At 74.0% G+C, this 15,574-nt stretch carries 15 protein-coding genes; 10 read left to right on the top strand and 5 right to left on the bottom strand.

The features are described from left to right. The first annotated feature begins 145 nt into the window (after positions 1-145). From kdpA to PATMI_RS0114140, 5 genes are read left to right on the top strand one after another with little or no spacing between them, the layout of a single operon-like run. Positions 146-1,924 carry a potassium-transporting ATPase subunit KdpA gene (kdpA, locus tag PATMI_RS0114120; RefSeq protein WP_026911357.1) on the top strand — a complete coding sequence of 593 codons (1,779 nt, stop codon included), beginning with the start codon at positions 146-148 and terminating at the stop codon, positions 1,922-1,924. A gap of 45 nt (positions 1,925-1,969) precedes the next feature. Next, a complete protein-coding gene (locus tag PATMI_RS30160) occupies positions 1,970-2,674 on the top strand; it encodes a potassium-transporting ATPase subunit C (protein WP_051471641.1) in 705 nt (234 codons plus the stop codon). Continuing rightward, complete coding sequence (kdpB, locus tag PATMI_RS0114130) at positions 2,671-4,779, top strand: potassium-transporting ATPase subunit KdpB (protein ID WP_026911358.1); 2,109 nt, start codon at positions 2,671-2,673, stop codon at positions 4,777-4,779. Before PATMI_RS30160 ends, kdpB begins: the two co-directional genes overlap by 4 nt. Before the next feature lie 2 nt (positions 4,780-4,781). Beyond that, entirely contained in the window at positions 4,782-6,068 is a 1,287-nt protein-coding gene (locus PATMI_RS30165) for a histidine kinase (RefSeq protein ID WP_084269952.1), read from the top strand. Further along, positions 6,065-6,718, top strand: a complete 654-nt coding sequence (locus PATMI_RS0114140; RefSeq protein ID WP_157260773.1) for a hypothetical protein — start codon at positions 6,065-6,067, stop codon at positions 6,716-6,718. The genes PATMI_RS30165 and PATMI_RS0114140 overlap by 4 nt, the downstream gene beginning before the upstream one ends. Positions 6,719-6,757: 39 nt before the next feature. On the opposite strand, the gene PATMI_RS0114145 is transcribed toward PATMI_RS0114140, so the two are convergent. The 3 genes from PATMI_RS0114145 to PATMI_RS0114155 form a co-directional block, all read right to left on the bottom strand. Beyond that, positions 6,758-7,180, bottom strand: a complete 423-nt coding sequence (locus PATMI_RS0114145) for a hypothetical protein (RefSeq protein ID WP_026911360.1) — start codon at positions 7,178-7,180, stop codon at positions 6,758-6,760. A gap of 114 nt (positions 7,181-7,294) precedes the next feature. Beyond that, a complete protein-coding gene (locus tag PATMI_RS0114150) occupies positions 7,295-7,768 on the bottom strand; it encodes a group II truncated hemoglobin (protein WP_026911361.1) in 474 nt (157 codons plus the stop codon). Between the two features lie 92 nt (positions 7,769-7,860). Then, complete coding sequence (locus PATMI_RS0114155; RefSeq protein WP_026911362.1) at positions 7,861-8,910, bottom strand: hypothetical protein; 1,050 nt, start codon at positions 8,908-8,910, stop codon at positions 7,861-7,863. 148 nt (positions 8,911-9,058) lie between these two features. On the opposite strand from PATMI_RS0114155, the gene PATMI_RS30170 reads away from it, so the two are divergent. The 4 genes from PATMI_RS30170 to PATMI_RS0114175 all read left to right on the top strand — a co-directional run bounded on the left by PATMI_RS30170 (position 9,059) and on the right by PATMI_RS0114175 (position 12,162). Further along, a complete protein-coding gene (locus PATMI_RS30170) occupies positions 9,059-10,066 on the top strand; it encodes a daunorubicin resistance protein DrrA family ABC transporter ATP-binding protein (RefSeq protein WP_036725870.1) in 1,008 nt (335 codons plus the stop codon). Positions 10,067-10,082: 16 nt separating this feature from the next. Continuing rightward, complete coding sequence (locus PATMI_RS0114165) at positions 10,083-10,901, top strand: ABC transporter permease (protein ID WP_026911363.1); 819 nt, start codon at positions 10,083-10,085, stop codon at positions 10,899-10,901. Then, positions 10,898-11,686: an ABC transporter permease gene (locus tag PATMI_RS0114170; RefSeq protein ID WP_026911364.1), complete on the top strand. Its 789-nt coding sequence runs from the start codon at positions 10,898-10,900 to the stop codon at positions 11,684-11,686. The genes PATMI_RS0114165 and PATMI_RS0114170 overlap by 4 nt, the downstream gene beginning before the upstream one ends. Before the next feature lie 116 nt (positions 11,687-11,802). Beyond that, the gene (locus PATMI_RS0114175) at positions 11,803-12,162 is read left to right on the top strand and encodes a hypothetical protein (protein ID WP_157260774.1); all 360 of its coding nucleotides are present in this window, start codon (positions 11,803-11,805) and stop codon (positions 12,160-12,162) included. An 81-nt stretch (positions 12,163-12,243) separates the two neighbouring features. Here the strand turns inward: PATMI_RS0114175 and PATMI_RS0114180 are convergent, their stop codons facing one another. Next, positions 12,244-13,158 (bottom strand): SDR family oxidoreductase, encoded by a 915-nt coding sequence (locus tag PATMI_RS0114180; RefSeq protein ID WP_026911366.1) that lies wholly within the window; start codon positions 13,156-13,158, stop codon positions 12,244-12,246. 116 nt (positions 13,159-13,274) lie between these two features. Between PATMI_RS0114180 and PATMI_RS0114185 the strand changes: the two genes are divergently transcribed. Beyond that, positions 13,275-13,835 (top strand): TetR/AcrR family transcriptional regulator, encoded by a 561-nt coding sequence (locus tag PATMI_RS0114185; RefSeq protein ID WP_026911367.1) that lies wholly within the window; start codon positions 13,275-13,277, stop codon positions 13,833-13,835. 75 nt (positions 13,836-13,910) lie between these two features. On the opposite strand, the gene PATMI_RS30175 is transcribed toward PATMI_RS0114185, so the two are convergent. Next, positions 13,911-15,572 carry a regulator gene (locus PATMI_RS30175; protein ID WP_084269954.1) on the bottom strand — a complete coding sequence of 554 codons (1,662 nt, stop codon included), beginning with the start codon at positions 15,570-15,572 and terminating at the stop codon, positions 13,911-13,913. Positions 15,573-15,574 lie beyond the last annotated feature (2 nt).

Consider the following 15,574-nt stretch of genomic DNA (forward strand, 5'->3'; position numbering starts at 1 on the left):
TCGCAGTGGCGTTCTTCGCCGCGATGCTGCTCCTCATCGAAGGGCTGGACCACGCATGAGCGGTTCAGCCGTCCTCGGCCTCGTGGCGGCCGTGATCGTCGGGGCGTACCTGCTGTACGCCCTGCTGCGCGGGGAGGAGCTCTAGATGGCCTGGGTGCAGCTCGCGCTGCTCCTCGCCGTCGTCATCGCCATCACGCCGCTCCTGGGCGGCTACATGGCGAAGGTCTTCGCCGGCGACCGGGTCGTCCTCAGCCCGGTCCTCGGGCCGCTCGAGCGCACGCTGCTGCGGCTCATCAGGGTGCGTCGGGACGAGGACGGCCCGATCGGCCAGGACTGGAAGGCGTACGCGAAGAGCGTGCTCCTCTTCTCGCTCGGGTCGTGGCTCGTCCTCTACCTGCTCCTGCGCCTGCAGGGCTCGCTGCCGGCGAACGAGACGGACCTCGGCGCCGCGCCCTGGGACGTGTCGTTCAACACCGTCTCGTCGTTCGTGACCAACACGAACTGGCAGTACTACGCGGGGGAGACGACGCTGTCGAACCTCTCGCAGATGGTCGGGCTGACCGTCCAGAACTTCGTCTCGGCCGCCGTCGGCATCGTCGTCCTGATCGCCGTGGTCCGCGGCATCGCGGCTCGCTCCACCGATCCGGCGGACCGGCGCGCCGGCAGCCTCGGCAACTTCTGGGTCGACCTCGTGCGTGCCGTGGTCTACGTGCTGCTGCCGATCTCGATCGTGGGCGCGCTCGTCTTCGTCACCCAGGGCGCGCTGCAGACGCTCGGCGGGCCGACCGAGCTGGCGAACGTGACCGGCGGGACGCAGACGCTGTTCCGCGGCCCGGTCGCGTCGCAGGAGGCCATCAAGCTCCTGGGCACCAACGGCGGCGGCTTCTTCAACGTGAACTCCGCGATGCCGTTCGAGAACCCGACGGCCTTCGCGAACTTCTTCTCGATGGTCCTCGTGCTCGCGATCCCCGCGGCCCTGACCTCGACCTACGGGCGGATGGTCGGCAACCGCCGGCAGGGCTGGGCCGTGTTCGGCGCGATGGCGCTGATGTTCGTCGTCCTCGCCGTCGTCATCACCGTCGCCGAGCAGCACGGCTCCCCGGCGCAGCACGCCGCCGGGCTCGTGACGTCGTCGGGCGACGGGACGACCGGTGGCAACCTCGTCGGCAAGGAGCAGCGCTTCGGGATCGGCGGCTCCGGACTGTTCAACACCGTCACGACGGCGACGTCCACCGGGGCGGTGAACAGCTCGATGGAGTCGCTGACCGGGCTCGGCGGGCTCGTGCCGATGATCGGGATGGGGACCTCCGAGGTCATCTTCGGCGGGGTCGGCTCCGGCCTCTACGGGATGCTCCTCTTCATCATCCTCGCCGTCTTCATCGGCGGGCTGATGGTCGGTCGCACCCCCGAGCTCCACGGCAAGAAGATCGAGGCCCGCGAGATCAAGCTCGCGATGCTCGGCGCCCTCTACATGCCGTTCACGGTCCTCGTGACGACCGCGCTCGCGGTCGGGACGGACCACGGGAAGGTGTCGAACTACAACGGCGGTCCCCAGGGGTTCTCCGAGTCGTTCTACGCCTACCTCTCGCAGGGCAACAACAACGGCTCCGCGTTCGCCGGCTACACGGGCTACGTCCAACCGAACGGTGATCCGGACGGGTCGTTCGGCATCACGTTCGCCGACCTCCTCGGCGGCCTGGCGATGCTCTTCAACCGGTTCTTCCCGATCCTCGTCGTCCTCGCGATCGCCGGGTCGCTGGCCCGGAAGAAGGCCGCCCCGGCCGGCCCCGGCACCCTGCGCACCGACAGCCCGACCTTCGTGGTCCTCCTGATCGGCGTGATCGTCCTCGTCGGCGCCCTGACGTTCTTCCCGGCCTTCCTGCTCGGCCCCGTCGTGCAGTCGCTGACCGGCCACCTCTACTGATGCCGTCCCTGCCGCCCACCCCCAACCACCAGGAGCCCTGACCGCATGCGCAAGGACGCCATCACCTCCCTCCTCGCCGTCGTGGTCCTCACGGTCCTCCTCGGCGTGCTCTACCCCCTCGCCGTCACCGGGATCAGCCAGGTGACGATGAAGGACCGCGCCGACGGGTCCGTCCTCCACCGGGACGGCCGGGCCGTCGGCTCCACGCTCATCGGCCAGGACTTCCGCCGGCCGGCGAAGGACCCCGACGGCTCCGCGAGGAAGGACGCCGACGGCGAGCCCGTGCTCGTCGCCGACCCGCGGTACTTCCAGTCGCGCCCGTCGGTCACCGGGTACAAGCCGAACGCGACGGCCTTCTCCAACCGCGGCCCCAACGGGAAGGACACCAAGGAGGCCATCGACGTCAACGTCGCGGCGTACCTCGCGCTGGAGCGCCCGTACGACGCGGGCCTGACCGTGGCCCGGATCCCGGTCGACGCGGTCACCGACTCCGCATCGGGCGTCGACCCCCACATCTCGCAGGCCAACGCCCGCATCCAGGCGCGCCGCGTCGCGAAGGTCCGCGGCCTGCCGCTGCACCGCGTCCTCGACGCCGTCGACGACCACACCGCCGGCCGAGGGCTGGGCGTCCTCGGCGAGCCCGGGGTGAACGTCCTGGAGCTGAACCTCGCCCTGGACGGCCTGCGCGGCACCGCCGCCCGCGCCGGCGGCACCTCATCCAGCACGACCACCACCGAGGGCACCCGATGACCGAGCGCCGTGACCGCTCCCTGCTCGACCCGAGCATCCTCCGACCCGCACTGGTCCAGAGCCTCGTCAAGCTCGATCCGCGGGTGCAGGTCCGCAATCCCGTGATGTTCGTCGTCGAGCTGGGCGCCGTCGTCACGACGGCGATCTGGATCGGGCAGGCCACGGGGATCTCGGCGAACGACGGCGGCGCGGGGGCGGGGGGCGGGAACGGGGCCCAGCCCGCCTGGTTCGCGTTCGTCGTCGCGCTCTGGCTGTGGCTCACCGTCGTCTTCGCCAACGTCGCGGAGGCGCTGGCCGAGGGCCGCGGGAAGGCCCAGGCCGACGCCCTGCGCGCCATGCGCACCGAGACGAGCGCCCGCATGCGCGACGGCTCGGAGAAGGCGGCGGCGGACCTGCGCCCCGGCGACGTCGTGGTCGTCGAGGCGGGCGACGTGATCCCCGGCGACGGCACCGTGGTCGAGGGCATCGCGTCGGTCGACGAGTCGGCGATCACCGGCGAGTCCGCGCCGGTGATCCGGGAGGCCGGCGGCGACCGCAGCGCGGTGACCGGCGGCACGCGCGTCCTCTCCGACCGCATCCTCGTCGAGATCACGCAGGAGCCCGGCGGGTCCTTCCTCGACCGCATGATCGCGCTCGTCGAGGGTGCCGCACGGCGCAAGACGCCGAACGAGGTCGCCCTCGGGATCCTGCTCGCCGGTCTCTCGATCGTCTTCCTCATCGTCGTCGTGACGCTCCGGCCGTTCGTGACCTTCTCCGGCTCGACCGTGTCGGCGACGACCCTGATCGCCCTGCTCGTGGCGCTGATCCCGACGACGATCGGCGCGCTCCTGTCGGCCATCGGCATCGCCGGCATGGACCGCCTGGTCCGCCGCAACGTCCTCGCGCTGTCGGGCCGTGCGGTCGAGGCCTCCGGCGACGTCGACGTCCTCCTCCTCGACAAGACCGGCACGATCACGCTCGGCAACCGCCAGGCGACGGCGTTCCTGGCGATGCCGGGGGTGGGCATCGACGACCTGGCCGCCGCGGCACGCCTGGCGTCGCTGTCCGACGAGACCCCCGAGGGACGATCGATCGTCGTCCTCGCCGAGGAGCAGCACGGCCTCGCCGACGCGCCGTACCCGGACGGGACCATGGAGTTCGTGCCGTTCACGGCGCAGACCCGCATGAGCGGCGTCGACGTCGAGGCGCTCGACGGCGCGGTCCGGTCCCTGCGCAAGGGGGCCGGCGACGCCCTCGTCCGCTGGGTGGAGGACGCCGGCGGCGCCGTCCCGGACGACCTGCGGTCCACGCTCGACCACGTCTCGGGCGAGGGCGGCACCCCGCTGGCCGTGGCGGAGGGCGACCGCGTCCTGGGCGTCATCTACCTGAAGGACGTCGTCAAGCCGGGCATGCGCGAGCGCTTCGACCGCCTGCGGGCGATGGGCATCCGCACGATCATGGTCACGGGCGACAACCGCCTGACGGCGGCGAAGATCGGCGAGGAGGCCGGCGTCGACGACGTCCTCGCCGAGGCGACACCGGAGCGCAAGCTCGACCTCATCAAGGAGCAGCAGGCGGGGGGTCGGCTCGTCGCGATGACCGGCGACGGCACGAACGACGCCCCGGCGCTCGCCCAGGCCGACGTCGGGGTCGCGATGAACACGGGCACCCAGGCGGCCCGCGAGGCCGGGAACATGGTCGACCTCGACTCGAACCCGACGAAGCTCATCGAGATCGTCGAGGTCGGCAAGCAGCTCCTGATCACCCGTGGCGCGCTGACGACGTTCTCGATCGCCAACGACATCGCGAAGTACTTCGCGATCCTCCCGGCGATCTTCGCGGGCGTGTGGCTCGCGAACCCCGGTGACGGCGAGGGGCCGCTCGCGAAGCTCAACATCATGGACCTCGGGACCCCGGAGTCGGCGATCATCTCCGCGATCGTCTTCAACGCCGTGGTGATCCCCCTGCTGGTGCCGATCGCGCTGCGCGGCGTCCAGTACCGGCCGGTCGGGGCCAACGCGCTGCTGCGCCGCAACATGCTGGTCTACGGGCTCGGCGGCATCGTCGCCCCGTTCATCGGCATCAAGCTCATCGACCTCGTCGTCCACGGGCTGCTCGGCGCGTAGGCATGCGACCCCCGGACGAGCACGGCGGCGTCGGGCCCGGGGACCCGGGGGCCCGCACGTCCTCGTCCGGGTCCGGCCCGGACGCCGACCGGGGACGGCACACCGTCCTCCTCGGCATGGCGCCGGGCGTCGGGAAGACCTACCGCGCGCTGCAGGACCTGCGTCGTGCCCGGGACGCCGGCCGCGACGCGATCGTCGCGGTCGTCGAGACCCACGGCCGCGCCGAGACCGCGCTCCAGGTCGAGGGCCTCGAGGTCCTGCCCCGGCGCACGATCGAGCACCGCGGCATCGTCCAGCACGAGCTCGACCTCCCCGGACTCCTCGCCCGGGCCGCCGGCGGTCGGCTCCTCGCGCTCGTCGACGAGCTCGCGCACACCAACGCGCCGGGGACCGAGCACGCCAAGCGGTGGCAGGACGTCGACGACGCACTGGCCGCCGGGATCGACGTCGTCTCGACGGTGAACGTCCAGCACCTGGAGTCGCTGAACGACCAGATCATGGAGCTCACGGGCGTCCGGGTCCGGGAGACGGTCCCCGACCGCGTCCTCGTCGACGCGGACGACGTCGTCGTCGTCGACCTCCCGCCGGAGGCCCTGCTGCAGCGCCTCCGCGACGGGCAGATCTACCCCGTCGAGCGCGTCCCCGCGGCGCTGAACAACTTCTTCCGCGTCGAGCGGCTGACCGCGCTCCGCGAGACCGCGCTGCTGCAGGTCGCGGAGGAGGTCGGCGCCCGGCGGCTCTCCGCCCGGCCGGCCCGCGTCCGCGACGACGGCACGGGACCCGTCGGGACGCGGCACGACCACGCCGACCAGCAACGGCTGGGGGACGACGTCGTCGACGCGGTCCGGGAGCGCGTGCTCGTCCTGGTGTCGGCCAACGGCAGCGGGCAGCGCGTCCTCCGACGGGCGTGGCGCTCCGCGCGGCGCCTGCGCGCCCACGTGGACGTCCTCCACGTGCAGCGCCCGGGACGGGTTCCGACCGCCGCCGAGAAGGACCGGCTGAAGGGGCTGCGCAGCCTCTGCGGCCTGCTGGGCCTCGAGCTCCTCGTCGTCGAGGACGACGACATCGACGTCGCGGCGGCGCGCGTCGCCCGGGAGCGGGGGACCACCTACATCTTCGTCGGCGTCCCCCGCCCGCCCAGCGGCCTCCGCCGCGCGGCGGGCCTGCTGCCCCCGGCGTTGACGCGCACCGCCGATCCGCTGCCCGTCCGGCTCTGGCAGCGGCTCCCGGGCGTCGACGTCCGCATCGTCGCCGACCGCCGCGACCGACCCGAACACCCCGAACGGTGACCACGACCATGGACCTCCTCGCGTTCTCCTTCCTCTCCCTGCCGCCGCTCGCCGAGGCGGGCGCCGTCCTCGCGACCCTCGTGCTCGGCGGGGCCGTCGGCGCAGGCGTCGTCGCCTGGCTGACGCGCCGCCGCCGGGCGCGGGGCACCACCCCGCCGGGGCGGATCCTCCTGGCGCTCACCGGCGACGGGCTCCCGTGCGCCGCGATCGACGCCGCCGCCCGCCTGGCCAGGGCCGACCACGCCGTGGTCGTGCCCGCCGTCCTGCTGCCGACCCCCTACGGGCTCGCGCTCGACCGGCCGTCCCCGGACTCCGGCTCCGACGCCATGGATCTGCTCGAGGCCGTCGAGCGCCGTCTGACCAGCGCGGGGGTGCAGGTCGACGGGCGCGTCGTCCAGGGACGGACCCGCCGGCACGCCATCCGGCGGCTCGTCGAGCAGGAGCGCCACGACCGCCTGGTCGTCCCTGCCGGCGGGGCCGACGACGGAGGCCTGTCGGCCGACGACGTCGGATGGCTGCTCGGCCACGTCGACGGCGAGGTCCTGGTCCTCCGCGCCGACGCGCAGCACACCATGCCGGCGGCGATCTCACCGGCGCCGGTCGCCCGGCGCGGGCGGTCCGCCGCGACCTCCCGGCGGGCCCCGGCGTAGTGCCGTCGGCCGGGAGCCGGCCGACGAGCTCCCGGGTGCTCAGTGGAAGGGCGTGATCATGCCCAGGGCCGCGCACGCCGCGTCGGCGGCGTCGTGCATCGTCCGCTCCGTCGTGCCGCAGTACGCGCCGATCGCGTCGTCCGAGACGATCCGGGTGACGAGCCGCTCTCCGCGGCGGAGCACGGGGATGCCGGAGCGCAGGACGTTCTCGATGTCGGTCAGGCGGCCGGCCGCGGCGCGGATCTGCATCTTGTGGGCGCGCTGCGGGGCGGTGTCGCAGTGGCGCAGGTGATCGGCGTCGAGCAGGAGCGCGTGGATCCGGTCGGCGAGTGCGATCCGCTGGCGCGGGTCGAGCTCGCCGGGGACGCGGTCGACGGCCTGCACCCGCGGGCGGGGCTGCGTGAGCAGCAGGCGCTCGAGCGCGTCGTCGTCGTCGATGAGGAGCGGGGCGGTCGTGCTCATGGACCGAGGATGCGCCGGGGGTCGCACGGACCGGGTCGAGATCGGGCCGGTCGCTGTGAAGGACCCGTCAAGAGCGGTTCGGCCCGCCCCGGCACGCGTGCCGGCCCCGGAGCCTCAGTCGCCGGGCACGTACGGAGGCGCCTCGCCCCAGCCCCACCGCGGCACCGGGGCCTCCGGCGGCGGGGTCGCGCCGGGCCGGGAGTTCTGGACGGCGAGGCGCGAGCCCCACTCGACGTAGGCGAGGAAGGCCGAGCGGAACTCGGGGTCGTCGGGCAGGCCGGCGGCGTCGGCGGCCTGCCCGATCGCCTGGACCCAGCGGGCGCGCTGCGTCTCGGTGAGCCCGAGGCCCAGGTGCTTGCCGAGCATGTGCGGATAGCCGCCGTGGTGCTCGGTGTAGACCGGAGGGCCGCCGAAGACCTCGCCCAGCCACGCGGCGACGTGCCGGGCGTGGTGGGCGTCCATCCCGCGGAAGACGGGTTCGAGGATCGGGTCCGGATCGCCGAGGATGCGGTCGTAGAAGACCGTCGTCAGCCGCTCGAGCGCCTCGGCTCCGCCGGCCCAGGCGTACAACGTCGGCGGGGCGTCCATCGCCGCATCGTGGCGGCCGGTGGCCCGGGGCGCAACCACCTCGTCGAGGACCGTCCCCGCGCGGGCCGACGGCGGGCGCGGGAGGACCCGCGTCACCCTGCGGGGGCGCAGCGGGCGAACAGTCGCGCGACCTGCTCGGCGTCCGGTCCGACGTCGCCGGGCAGCGGCCGCCGGGCCAGGAACGTCCCGGCGGCCGGGCCGTCGAACGAGAAGGCGGAGAGGAAGAGGGTCGCGGCCCCGCCCCCGCCGGCGGGCGCCACCTCGACGCCGGGCACCCCGACCGACGTCGCGGTCGGGACGTCGTCACCACCGCAGACGGTGACCGGGTCCGCGCGCGGCGCCGGGCCGCGATCGAGGAGCACGAGGCGCCAGGTCGAGAAGTCGCCCTTGCGTCGCTGGGCCTCGATCAGCATCCACTCGCGTCCGCCGGCGCGGAACGAGGTGCGCCTGCCGTGGCTCGCGGGGAACCCTGCGTCGGTCAGGGTCGCGTCGAGCGCCTCGTCCGGCTCCGCCGTCCAGCGGCGGAACGCCCGCAGGGTGCCGACGCCCTGCCGGTCGATGCCCTTCGCCCCCGCGTTGAAGTGGAAGCGGAGCGTGATCGTCGAGGCGTCGGGCGAGCCCGCCCAGTCGACGTCCTCGATCGACGGGGTCCCCTCGTTGTTGGCCGAGAGCGTCGCCGGCAGCACCCGCTGGGTCGACCAGGTGTTGCTCAGGAGCCGCGCCCGGTCGGCGTAGGCACGCACGCGGATCCTGCTGATCGCGTTGCCCTTCACCACGCGGAGGTAGTCCTCGTAGGCCAGCAGGAACCCGCCGTCCGGTGTGCGCCGGAGGACCGGCATGTTGCCGCCGTCGGCGTCGAGCTGGGCGACGTTCCTCCAGTGCAGCAGGTCCTTCGAGGTCGCCACGCCGACCGCGAAGTCCGCGGGGCCCTTCCCGGTCTGCCAGTGGTAGACGCCGAGCCACCCGTCGCCCTCGGGGTCCGGGACGACGGAGAGGCCGGTCAGCTGGTGCCCCAGCTGGTCGGTGGCGTGGGTCCGGGTGCGCCTGCCGTCGTCCGACCCGCGGGGGAGCAGTACGACGACGAGGAGGACGATCGCGAGGAGCGCGACCGCACCGGCCGCGAGGAGCCGGGGGCGCGCCACGGCGGAGGACGATGACCGGTGGGGCGGACGTGGTCAACCGGGCCACGCCGATCGCCCCGGATCCGTCCCGCGGGCCGTCCGGGCACGTCCCGGCGCCCCGATCCCCCCGCAGCGCCTGCCGGCCACGCCGCCCGGGTACTGTGCGCCCGTGGCAAGAACGTCGACCTCATCGCACCCAGCCGTCGCCGTCCGCGGGCTCGAGCGGGCGTTCAAGGGCGGCATCAAGGCCGTCGACGGGCTCGACCTCGAGGTGCGGGAGGGGGAGATCTACGGGTTCCTCGGACCGAACGGCGCCGGCAAGACGACGACCGTCCGGATGCTCGTGACGCTCCTGCGACCGACGGCCGGGCAGGCCCTCGTCGCCGGCCACGACGTGGTCACCGAGGCCGACGCCGTGCGCCGGAACATCGGCGTGGCGCTCCAGGAGGCCGCGATCGACCCTCTGATGACCGGCCGCGAGCTGCTCCGCATGCAGGGGGCGCTCCACGGGATGCGCGGCGGCGAGGCCCGCCGACGCTCGGAGGACCTGCTCGAGCGGGTCGGCCTGACCGACGCCGGCGACCGTCGGGTCGGCCAGTACTCGGGCGGGATGCGCCGGCGGCTCGACCTGGCGATGGCGCTCGTCCACCGCCCCAAGGTGCTGTTCCTCGACGAGCCGACCACCGGCCTCGACCCGACGAGCCGGAACGCGCTGTGGCGCGAGGTCCGCGGCCTCAACGCCGACGGGACCACCGTCTTCCTGACGACGCAGTACCTGGAGGAGGCCGAGCAGCTCGCCGACCGCGTCGGCATCATCGCCGGCGGGTCGCTCGTCGCCGAGGGCACGCCCGGGGAGCTCAAGGCCCGCGTCGGCGAGCCCACGCTCAACGTCCACCTCGCGGAGGGCGCGGACGTCCCGGCCGCCCGCGAGGCGCTCGCCGCCGTCGGGCCGCTGGTCGAGAACCAGGACGGCGGGTGCGTCGCCATCCGGGCCGCCCGCGGGCAGGCCACCGTGCCGGTCGCCGTCCGCGTGCTCGACGACGCCGGGATCGCAGTCGAGTCGCTCGAGGTCGTCAGCCCGACGCTCGACGACGTCTTCGCCGCGGTCACCGGCTCGACGCTCGAGGGCGCCGCGCAGTCGCGCGATCCCGACGCGTCCGCGGAGGCCGTCGCGTGAGCGCCCGATCGAGCCGGTGTCCACGGCGCTCCATGGCGGTGTCCTCGTGATCGCGGTCGCGGCACGGGAGGCACGGGTCGTCGCCGCCCTCGGCCGACGGGCGCTGAGCGTCCAGTTCCGCCGCGCGCAGCTCCTGATGCCGACCTTCGTCCTGCCGCTCCTGCTGCTCGCGGTGATCGCCTCGGGCACCAGCGCCGGACGCAACCTGAAGGACTTCCCGGACGTCTCCTCCTACCTCGGCTTCGTCGTCGCGGGCACGCTGCTGCAGGGCGCGCTGCTCGCGGGGCTGACGGCCGGGATCGCCCTGGCGTCCGACATCGAGGGCGGGTTCTTCGACCGGCTGCTCGCGGCGCCGGTGCGCCGGTCGAGCCTCGTCTTCGGGCGGCTCGCGGGCACGCTCGGACTGGCGGTGCTGCAGATGACGTGGTTCCTGCTGGTCGCCCTCCTGTTCGGTGCCTCCTACCCCGGCGGGGTCCTCGGCGCGGCCGGGGCCGCGGTGCTCGCCGCGCTGACCGCCGTCGGCATCGGCGGCCTCGCGTGCGCGATCGCGATCCGCACCGGCTCGATGAACCTCATGCAGTCGATCTTCCCGCTCGTGTTCGTCCTCCTCTTCACGGCGCCGGCGTTCTTCCCGCGCGACCTCCTGACCCCGACGCTGCACGACCTCTCGGCGTACAACCCGCTGACGTACGTCGTCGAGGGTGCGCGCGGGCTGCTGCAGGACGACGCGGGCCTCGGCGACCCGTGGCTCGGGCTCGCGGCCGCGGTCGGGCTCGCGATCTTCTCGACGGCGCTCGCCACCCTCGCCCTCCGCGACCGGGCACGGCGCACGTGAGCTCCCGCACGAACTCGCCGGCCGGGCCGGTCGCGTGGGCGTTCTGGATGCGGTCCTTGGGCGAGGTCACGCGCGTGCGGGGCGCGCTGATCGGCACGTCCATCGCGCCGCTGATCTTCCTGCTCGGCACCAGCGGCCAGTTCGGCAAGCTCGTCGGGCTCCCGGGGTTCCCGACCGACTCCTACCTGTCGTGGATCGTCCCGCTGTGCTGCCTGCAGGGCGCAGGGTTCGCCGGGGCCGCCGCGGGCGCCAACCTCGCACGCGACATCGAGCAGGGGTGGTTCGACCGCCTGCTGGTCGCCCCGGTCGCCCGGCCGCTCCTGGTGCTCGGGCCGGTGCTCGGCGCGATCACCCGCTCGATGATCCCGGTGACGCTCGTGCTCGTCGTCGGGGTGCTGATCGGGGCCGACGTCACCGGCGGCGTCGGCGGCATCGTCGCGCTCTACGCGGCGTCGGCCGGATTCTGCACCGTCGCGGCGCTCTGGGGGATCGCGATGGCCGTGCACTTCCGCACGCAGCAGGCCGGTCCGCTGATGCAGATGGGCGTCTTCCTGGGGGTCTTCCTCTCGACCGCCTACACGCCGCAGCCCCTGCTCAAGGGGTGGCTGGAGGACGTCGCGCGGATCAACCCGGTCTCGCACGTCCTCGAGCTCGGCCGCCAGGCGACCGTCTCGGGGATCGACGCGAGCCTCGCCCACACGTGGCCCGGCCTCGCCTCGCTCGCGGGGATGGGCCTGGTCTTCGGCGCGCTCGCGCTCTTCGGGCTTCGCCGGATGGGTCGCTGACGGTCCGGGACATCGATCCCCACCCGAGGGCGTACGGTGGTAGCCTCCATGCGCTAACAGTGTGAGCCAGTTCGGCGACGAGGCCCCGTCGTCGCCGGGACGTGTGAGGAGTACCGATGAACCACCATCTGACCGGGGCGATGGTCCGCGCCCGCCACGACGATCTCGACCGGGCGGCGGACGCGAGGCTGCGCCGCACGGAGGCGCGGGAGGTCCGCGGGGCGGCGCCGCCGTCCGCCGTCCCGCGGGCCGGCGTCGCCGACCGTCCGGGCGTGCTGGAGCGCCTGCGGCTCCGCCGTCGTCGGGCGACGGACCCGGTCCGCGGCGCGGGGGTGGCCGCCGCGGGGGCGGTCTCGAGCGCGGTCGCCGCGGTGGGGGACGCCGCGGGCGCCGTGCCCGACGCGGTCGAGGGCGTCGTGGCGACCGTCTCCGCGGCGGTCGACGGCGCCGAGCGGGCGCCCGACGTCGCGACGTAGCGCGGCCGGCCTGGTGCCGCCGGAGGCGGCGTCCGCCCGGACGCGGTCTCCGGTCGGTCGCCCGCGGGCGGCGGCCTCCGGTCAGGCGCCCGTGCCCGCGAAGTAGTGCCCCGCGCCGAGGTCCGCGAGCAGCCCCGGCCCGGTCGGGTGCCAGTCGAGCAGGTCCTGCGTGCGGGAGGCGGAGACGACGTTGTCCATGCCGACGAACGGCGCGAGGAAGCCGAAGTGCCCGGCGTCCTCGGGGGCGATTCCCGCCGTCGGCAGGTCGAGCCCCCGCCCGATCGCCTCCGCGATCTCGCGGGTCGGGACCCCGGTGTCGTCGACCGCGTGCAGCCGGGTGCCGGCGGGGGCGGACTCGAGCGCCAGGCGGTAGATCCGCGCGGCGTCGAGGGTGTGGACGGCGGGCCAGCGGTTGGCGCCGTCCCCGAGGTACCCGGCCACGCCGGTGTCGCGGGCGATCCCGGTCAGCGTCGGGAGGAAGCCGTGGAGGTCGAGGTCGCTGTGGACGAGCGGCGGCAGCCGGACGACCGACGAGCGCACGCCGCGATCGGCCAGCGCCACCACGGCGTTCTCCGCATCGATCCGCGGTCCCGCCTCGCCCGCGTCCTCCTCGGTCCCGGCTCGGCCCGTGATCCCGGCGAACGCCAGCATCAGCGTCCCCGAGGTGCTGACGAACGGCTTGCCGGAACCCTCGAGCGCGTCGCCGACCGCGAGGATCGCCCGGAGGTCGGAGGCGACGGCGCCCTCGAAGTCGCCGGACTGCATCGCGTCGTGGCGGAACGCGAGGTGCAGCACGCCGTCAGCGGACGCGGCGGCGCCGCGCAGCCCGTCGAGATCGTCGAGGTCGCCGCGCAGCGCCGTGGCGCCGGCGGCGTCGAGCCGGGCGGCGGACGCGTCCGAGCGGGCGAGCCCGACGACCTCGTGGCCGGCGGCGAGCAGCTCGGGGACGACGGCGGAGCCGATGTGGCCGGACGCACCGGTGATGAAGACGCGCATGGGAGACCTCCTGGGGAACGGGAGCCGGTCGTGCTGTGGCCGACGGACCCGTGATGGCACTTGGTGTCATCACCGTAGCACCGATGGCACTCGGTGTCATCGGGTAGGCTCGCCGGGTGGCGCGATGGCAGCCAGACGCCTGCGGGCGGATCCAGGAGGCCGCGTACGCGCTCTACGCGGAGCGCGGCTACGACGCGACGACGATCAGCGACATCGCCGAGCGCGCCGGGCTGACGAAGCGCACGTACTTCCGGCACTTCCCGGACAAGCGCGAGGTCCTCTTCTGGGGGTCCGAGGCCCTGGAGGAGCTGTTCGTCGGCGGGGTGACGGACGCGCCGCCGTCGGCCTCGCCGCTCGCGGCGATCGGCATCGCGCTCGACGCGGTGGGGGAGATGTTCGCGGAGCGCCGCGAGTTCGCCACGGTGCGGCACGGGATCATCCAGGCGACGCCGGAGCTGCAGGAGCGCGAGCGGATCAAACTCGCCCGCCTGGCGGAGTCCGTGGCCGTCGCCCTCCGCGGCCGCGGGGTCGGCGACCCCGCGGCGATCCTCGCGGCCGAGGCCGGGATGGCCGTGTTCCACGTCGCCTTCGCGCGCTGGATCGCGGACGCCGACCGGTCGCTGCAGGACCTCGCGCGCGAGGCGCTGGCGGAGCTGCGGGCGATCGCGTCGGCCTGAGTCCGCGGCCCCCGGGACGGCCCGGGCCCGGCGCGGTGCCGCCGGCACCGGGCCGCCGGCACCGCGCCGGATCGCTCAGTCCGCGGCCCCCGCCGCGATCGGCGCGTCGGCCTTCGGGGACCGCGAGCCCGGTCGCCGGCGGGCCGGCGTCGTCGTCGCCGCGGCCGCCGCGTGGTCGGCGACGTCGACGGGATCGGCGGGGTCGGGCTCGCGGACCGGGAGCCGCAGCAGGTGGAAGCCCGCGCAGACGACGGCCAGGAACACGTAACCCAGGACGGCGTCGCCGTTCGTGAACACGTGGACCTTCTCCCCGTGGATCAGGCCGATCGACGACATCAGCGCGCCGAACAGCGCGTAGCCGGCGGCCCAGAGGAACTTCCGGTCGATGAGGAACACGGCGACGGCGCCGAGGATCATGCCCGCGAGGACGGCTCCCTCGCCGAGCGTCTTCAGCCCGTCGTAGACCAACCCGGCACCGGCGAGCGCCTGCGGGCCGACGTCGCCGGCGCTCGTTCCTGCCGCGGCCAGGGCGTTGTCGATCTGCCCGGCGCCCCAGGCCGCGATGTTCGGCACGAGCGCCAGGACGACGGCGGCGTAGTGCGCCTTCGGGACCTCGCGGAAGCTCTGCGCGCCGATCACGAGGCCGATGTAGAGGAGGACCGGGACGATCGCCGGCACCGGCAGGATCGCGTCGAGCAGCGGGAACAGCCCGAGCAGGCAGAACAGGAAGATCGCCACGCCCGTGACCAGGGAGTACGAGATTCGCCCGCCGGCCTGCTTCCACCCGGGCTGCCCGACGTAGACAGCGGGCGGGAACGGGCACCCGAGCGCCGAGCCGACGATCGCGCCGCTGCCGTCCGCGACCAGGATCGCGCGCAGGTTGTAGTCGTCGCCGGCGGTCGCCGCGCTCTCGACGTTGCTCATCGCCTCGGTGAAGTTGTAGATCCCGAGCGGGATCGCGGTGGCGAGCAGCGGCGAGATGTCCTTCAGCCCGTCGAACAGCCGGTCGAAGTTCAGCGACGGCAGGCCGACGGCGATCGAGCTCGCGGCGTCGGAGACCTTCGCGGTGTCCATGAAGCCGCCGGTCCACGCGATCGCGGAGCCGACGAGCAGCGCGGCCAGGCCGATCGGCATGTTGCCCGGCAACCGGACGCCCGAGACGAAGCCGACGAAGATGATCGCGAAGACCGGGAGCGCGACCCACAGGGTGCTCCACATGTTCGCCGCGGGGTTCATCGCGATGAACGTCACGGAGATCCCGGCGAGCGTCCCGAGCAGCGCGGCGCGCGGGGTGTACTTCCGCACGGCCGGCCCGACGAACGCCCCGATCAGGATGATGATCCCGATGATGAAGGCCCACGCGAGCCCGGCGGACCACGCCGCGATCGGGTCCTTCGTCGCGAGGTACGTCGGCAGCATCACGACGAACGTGACGATGAACATGTGGGGCACGCTCGGCCCGTAGGGCATCGCGGTCACGTCGTCGCGCCCGCTCTGCATCGCCATCCGGCGGGCGAGCCAGAAGTAGAACACGTTGCCGACGAGGAGGCCGATGCCGAGTCCCGGCAGGATCGTGCCGAAGACGTCGTCGGCCGGGATCTTCACGACGCCGGCGGCCAGGCCCGAGAGGACCAGGACGTTGACGAGCATGTTGATGCCGAACCCGAACGAGGCGTTCAGATCGCCGCGGGTCCAGAAGGGTGGCGCGGCGGAGGCCGCGGTGCTCGGGGTGCTCATGG

It is taken from the genome of Patulibacter minatonensis DSM 18081, from assembly GCF_000519325.1.
In the GTDB taxonomy this organism is placed as follows: domain Bacteria; phylum Actinomycetota; class Thermoleophilia; order Solirubrobacterales; family Solirubrobacteraceae; genus Patulibacter; species Patulibacter minatonensis.

What these genes read in the sequence shown, in the direction of transcription:
- kdpB (WP_026911358.1), top strand. Translation starts at nt 2,671, where the DNA reads ATGACCGAGCGCCGTGACCGCTCCCTGCTCGACCCGAGCATCCTCCGA.
- kdpA (WP_026911357.1), top strand. Translation starts at nt 146, where the DNA reads ATGGCCTGGGTGCAGCTCGCGCTGCTCCTCGCCGTCGTCATCGCCATC.
- PATMI_RS30160 (WP_051471641.1), top strand. Translation starts at nt 1,970, where the DNA reads ATGCGCAAGGACGCCATCACCTCCCTCCTCGCCGTCGTGGTCCTCACG.
- PATMI_RS0114180 (WP_026911366.1), bottom strand. Translation starts at nt 13,158, where the DNA reads ATGCGCGTCTTCATCACCGGTGCGTCCGGCCACATCGGCTCCGCCGTC.
- PATMI_RS30165 (WP_084269952.1), top strand. Translation starts at nt 4,782, where the DNA reads ATGCGACCCCCGGACGAGCACGGCGGCGTCGGGCCCGGGGACCCGGGG.
- PATMI_RS30175 (WP_084269954.1), bottom strand. Translation starts at nt 15,572, where the DNA reads ATGAGCACCCCGAGCACCGCGGCCTCCGCCGCGCCACCCTTCTGGACC.
- PATMI_RS0114145 (WP_026911360.1), bottom strand. Translation starts at nt 7,180, where the DNA reads ATGAGCACGACCGCCCCGCTCCTCATCGACGACGACGACGCGCTCGAG.
- PATMI_RS0114150 (WP_026911361.1), bottom strand. Translation starts at nt 7,768, where the DNA reads ATGGACGCCCCGCCGACGTTGTACGCCTGGGCCGGCGGAGCCGAGGCG.
- PATMI_RS0114175 (WP_157260774.1), top strand. Translation starts at nt 11,803, where the DNA reads ATGAACCACCATCTGACCGGGGCGATGGTCCGCGCCCGCCACGACGAT.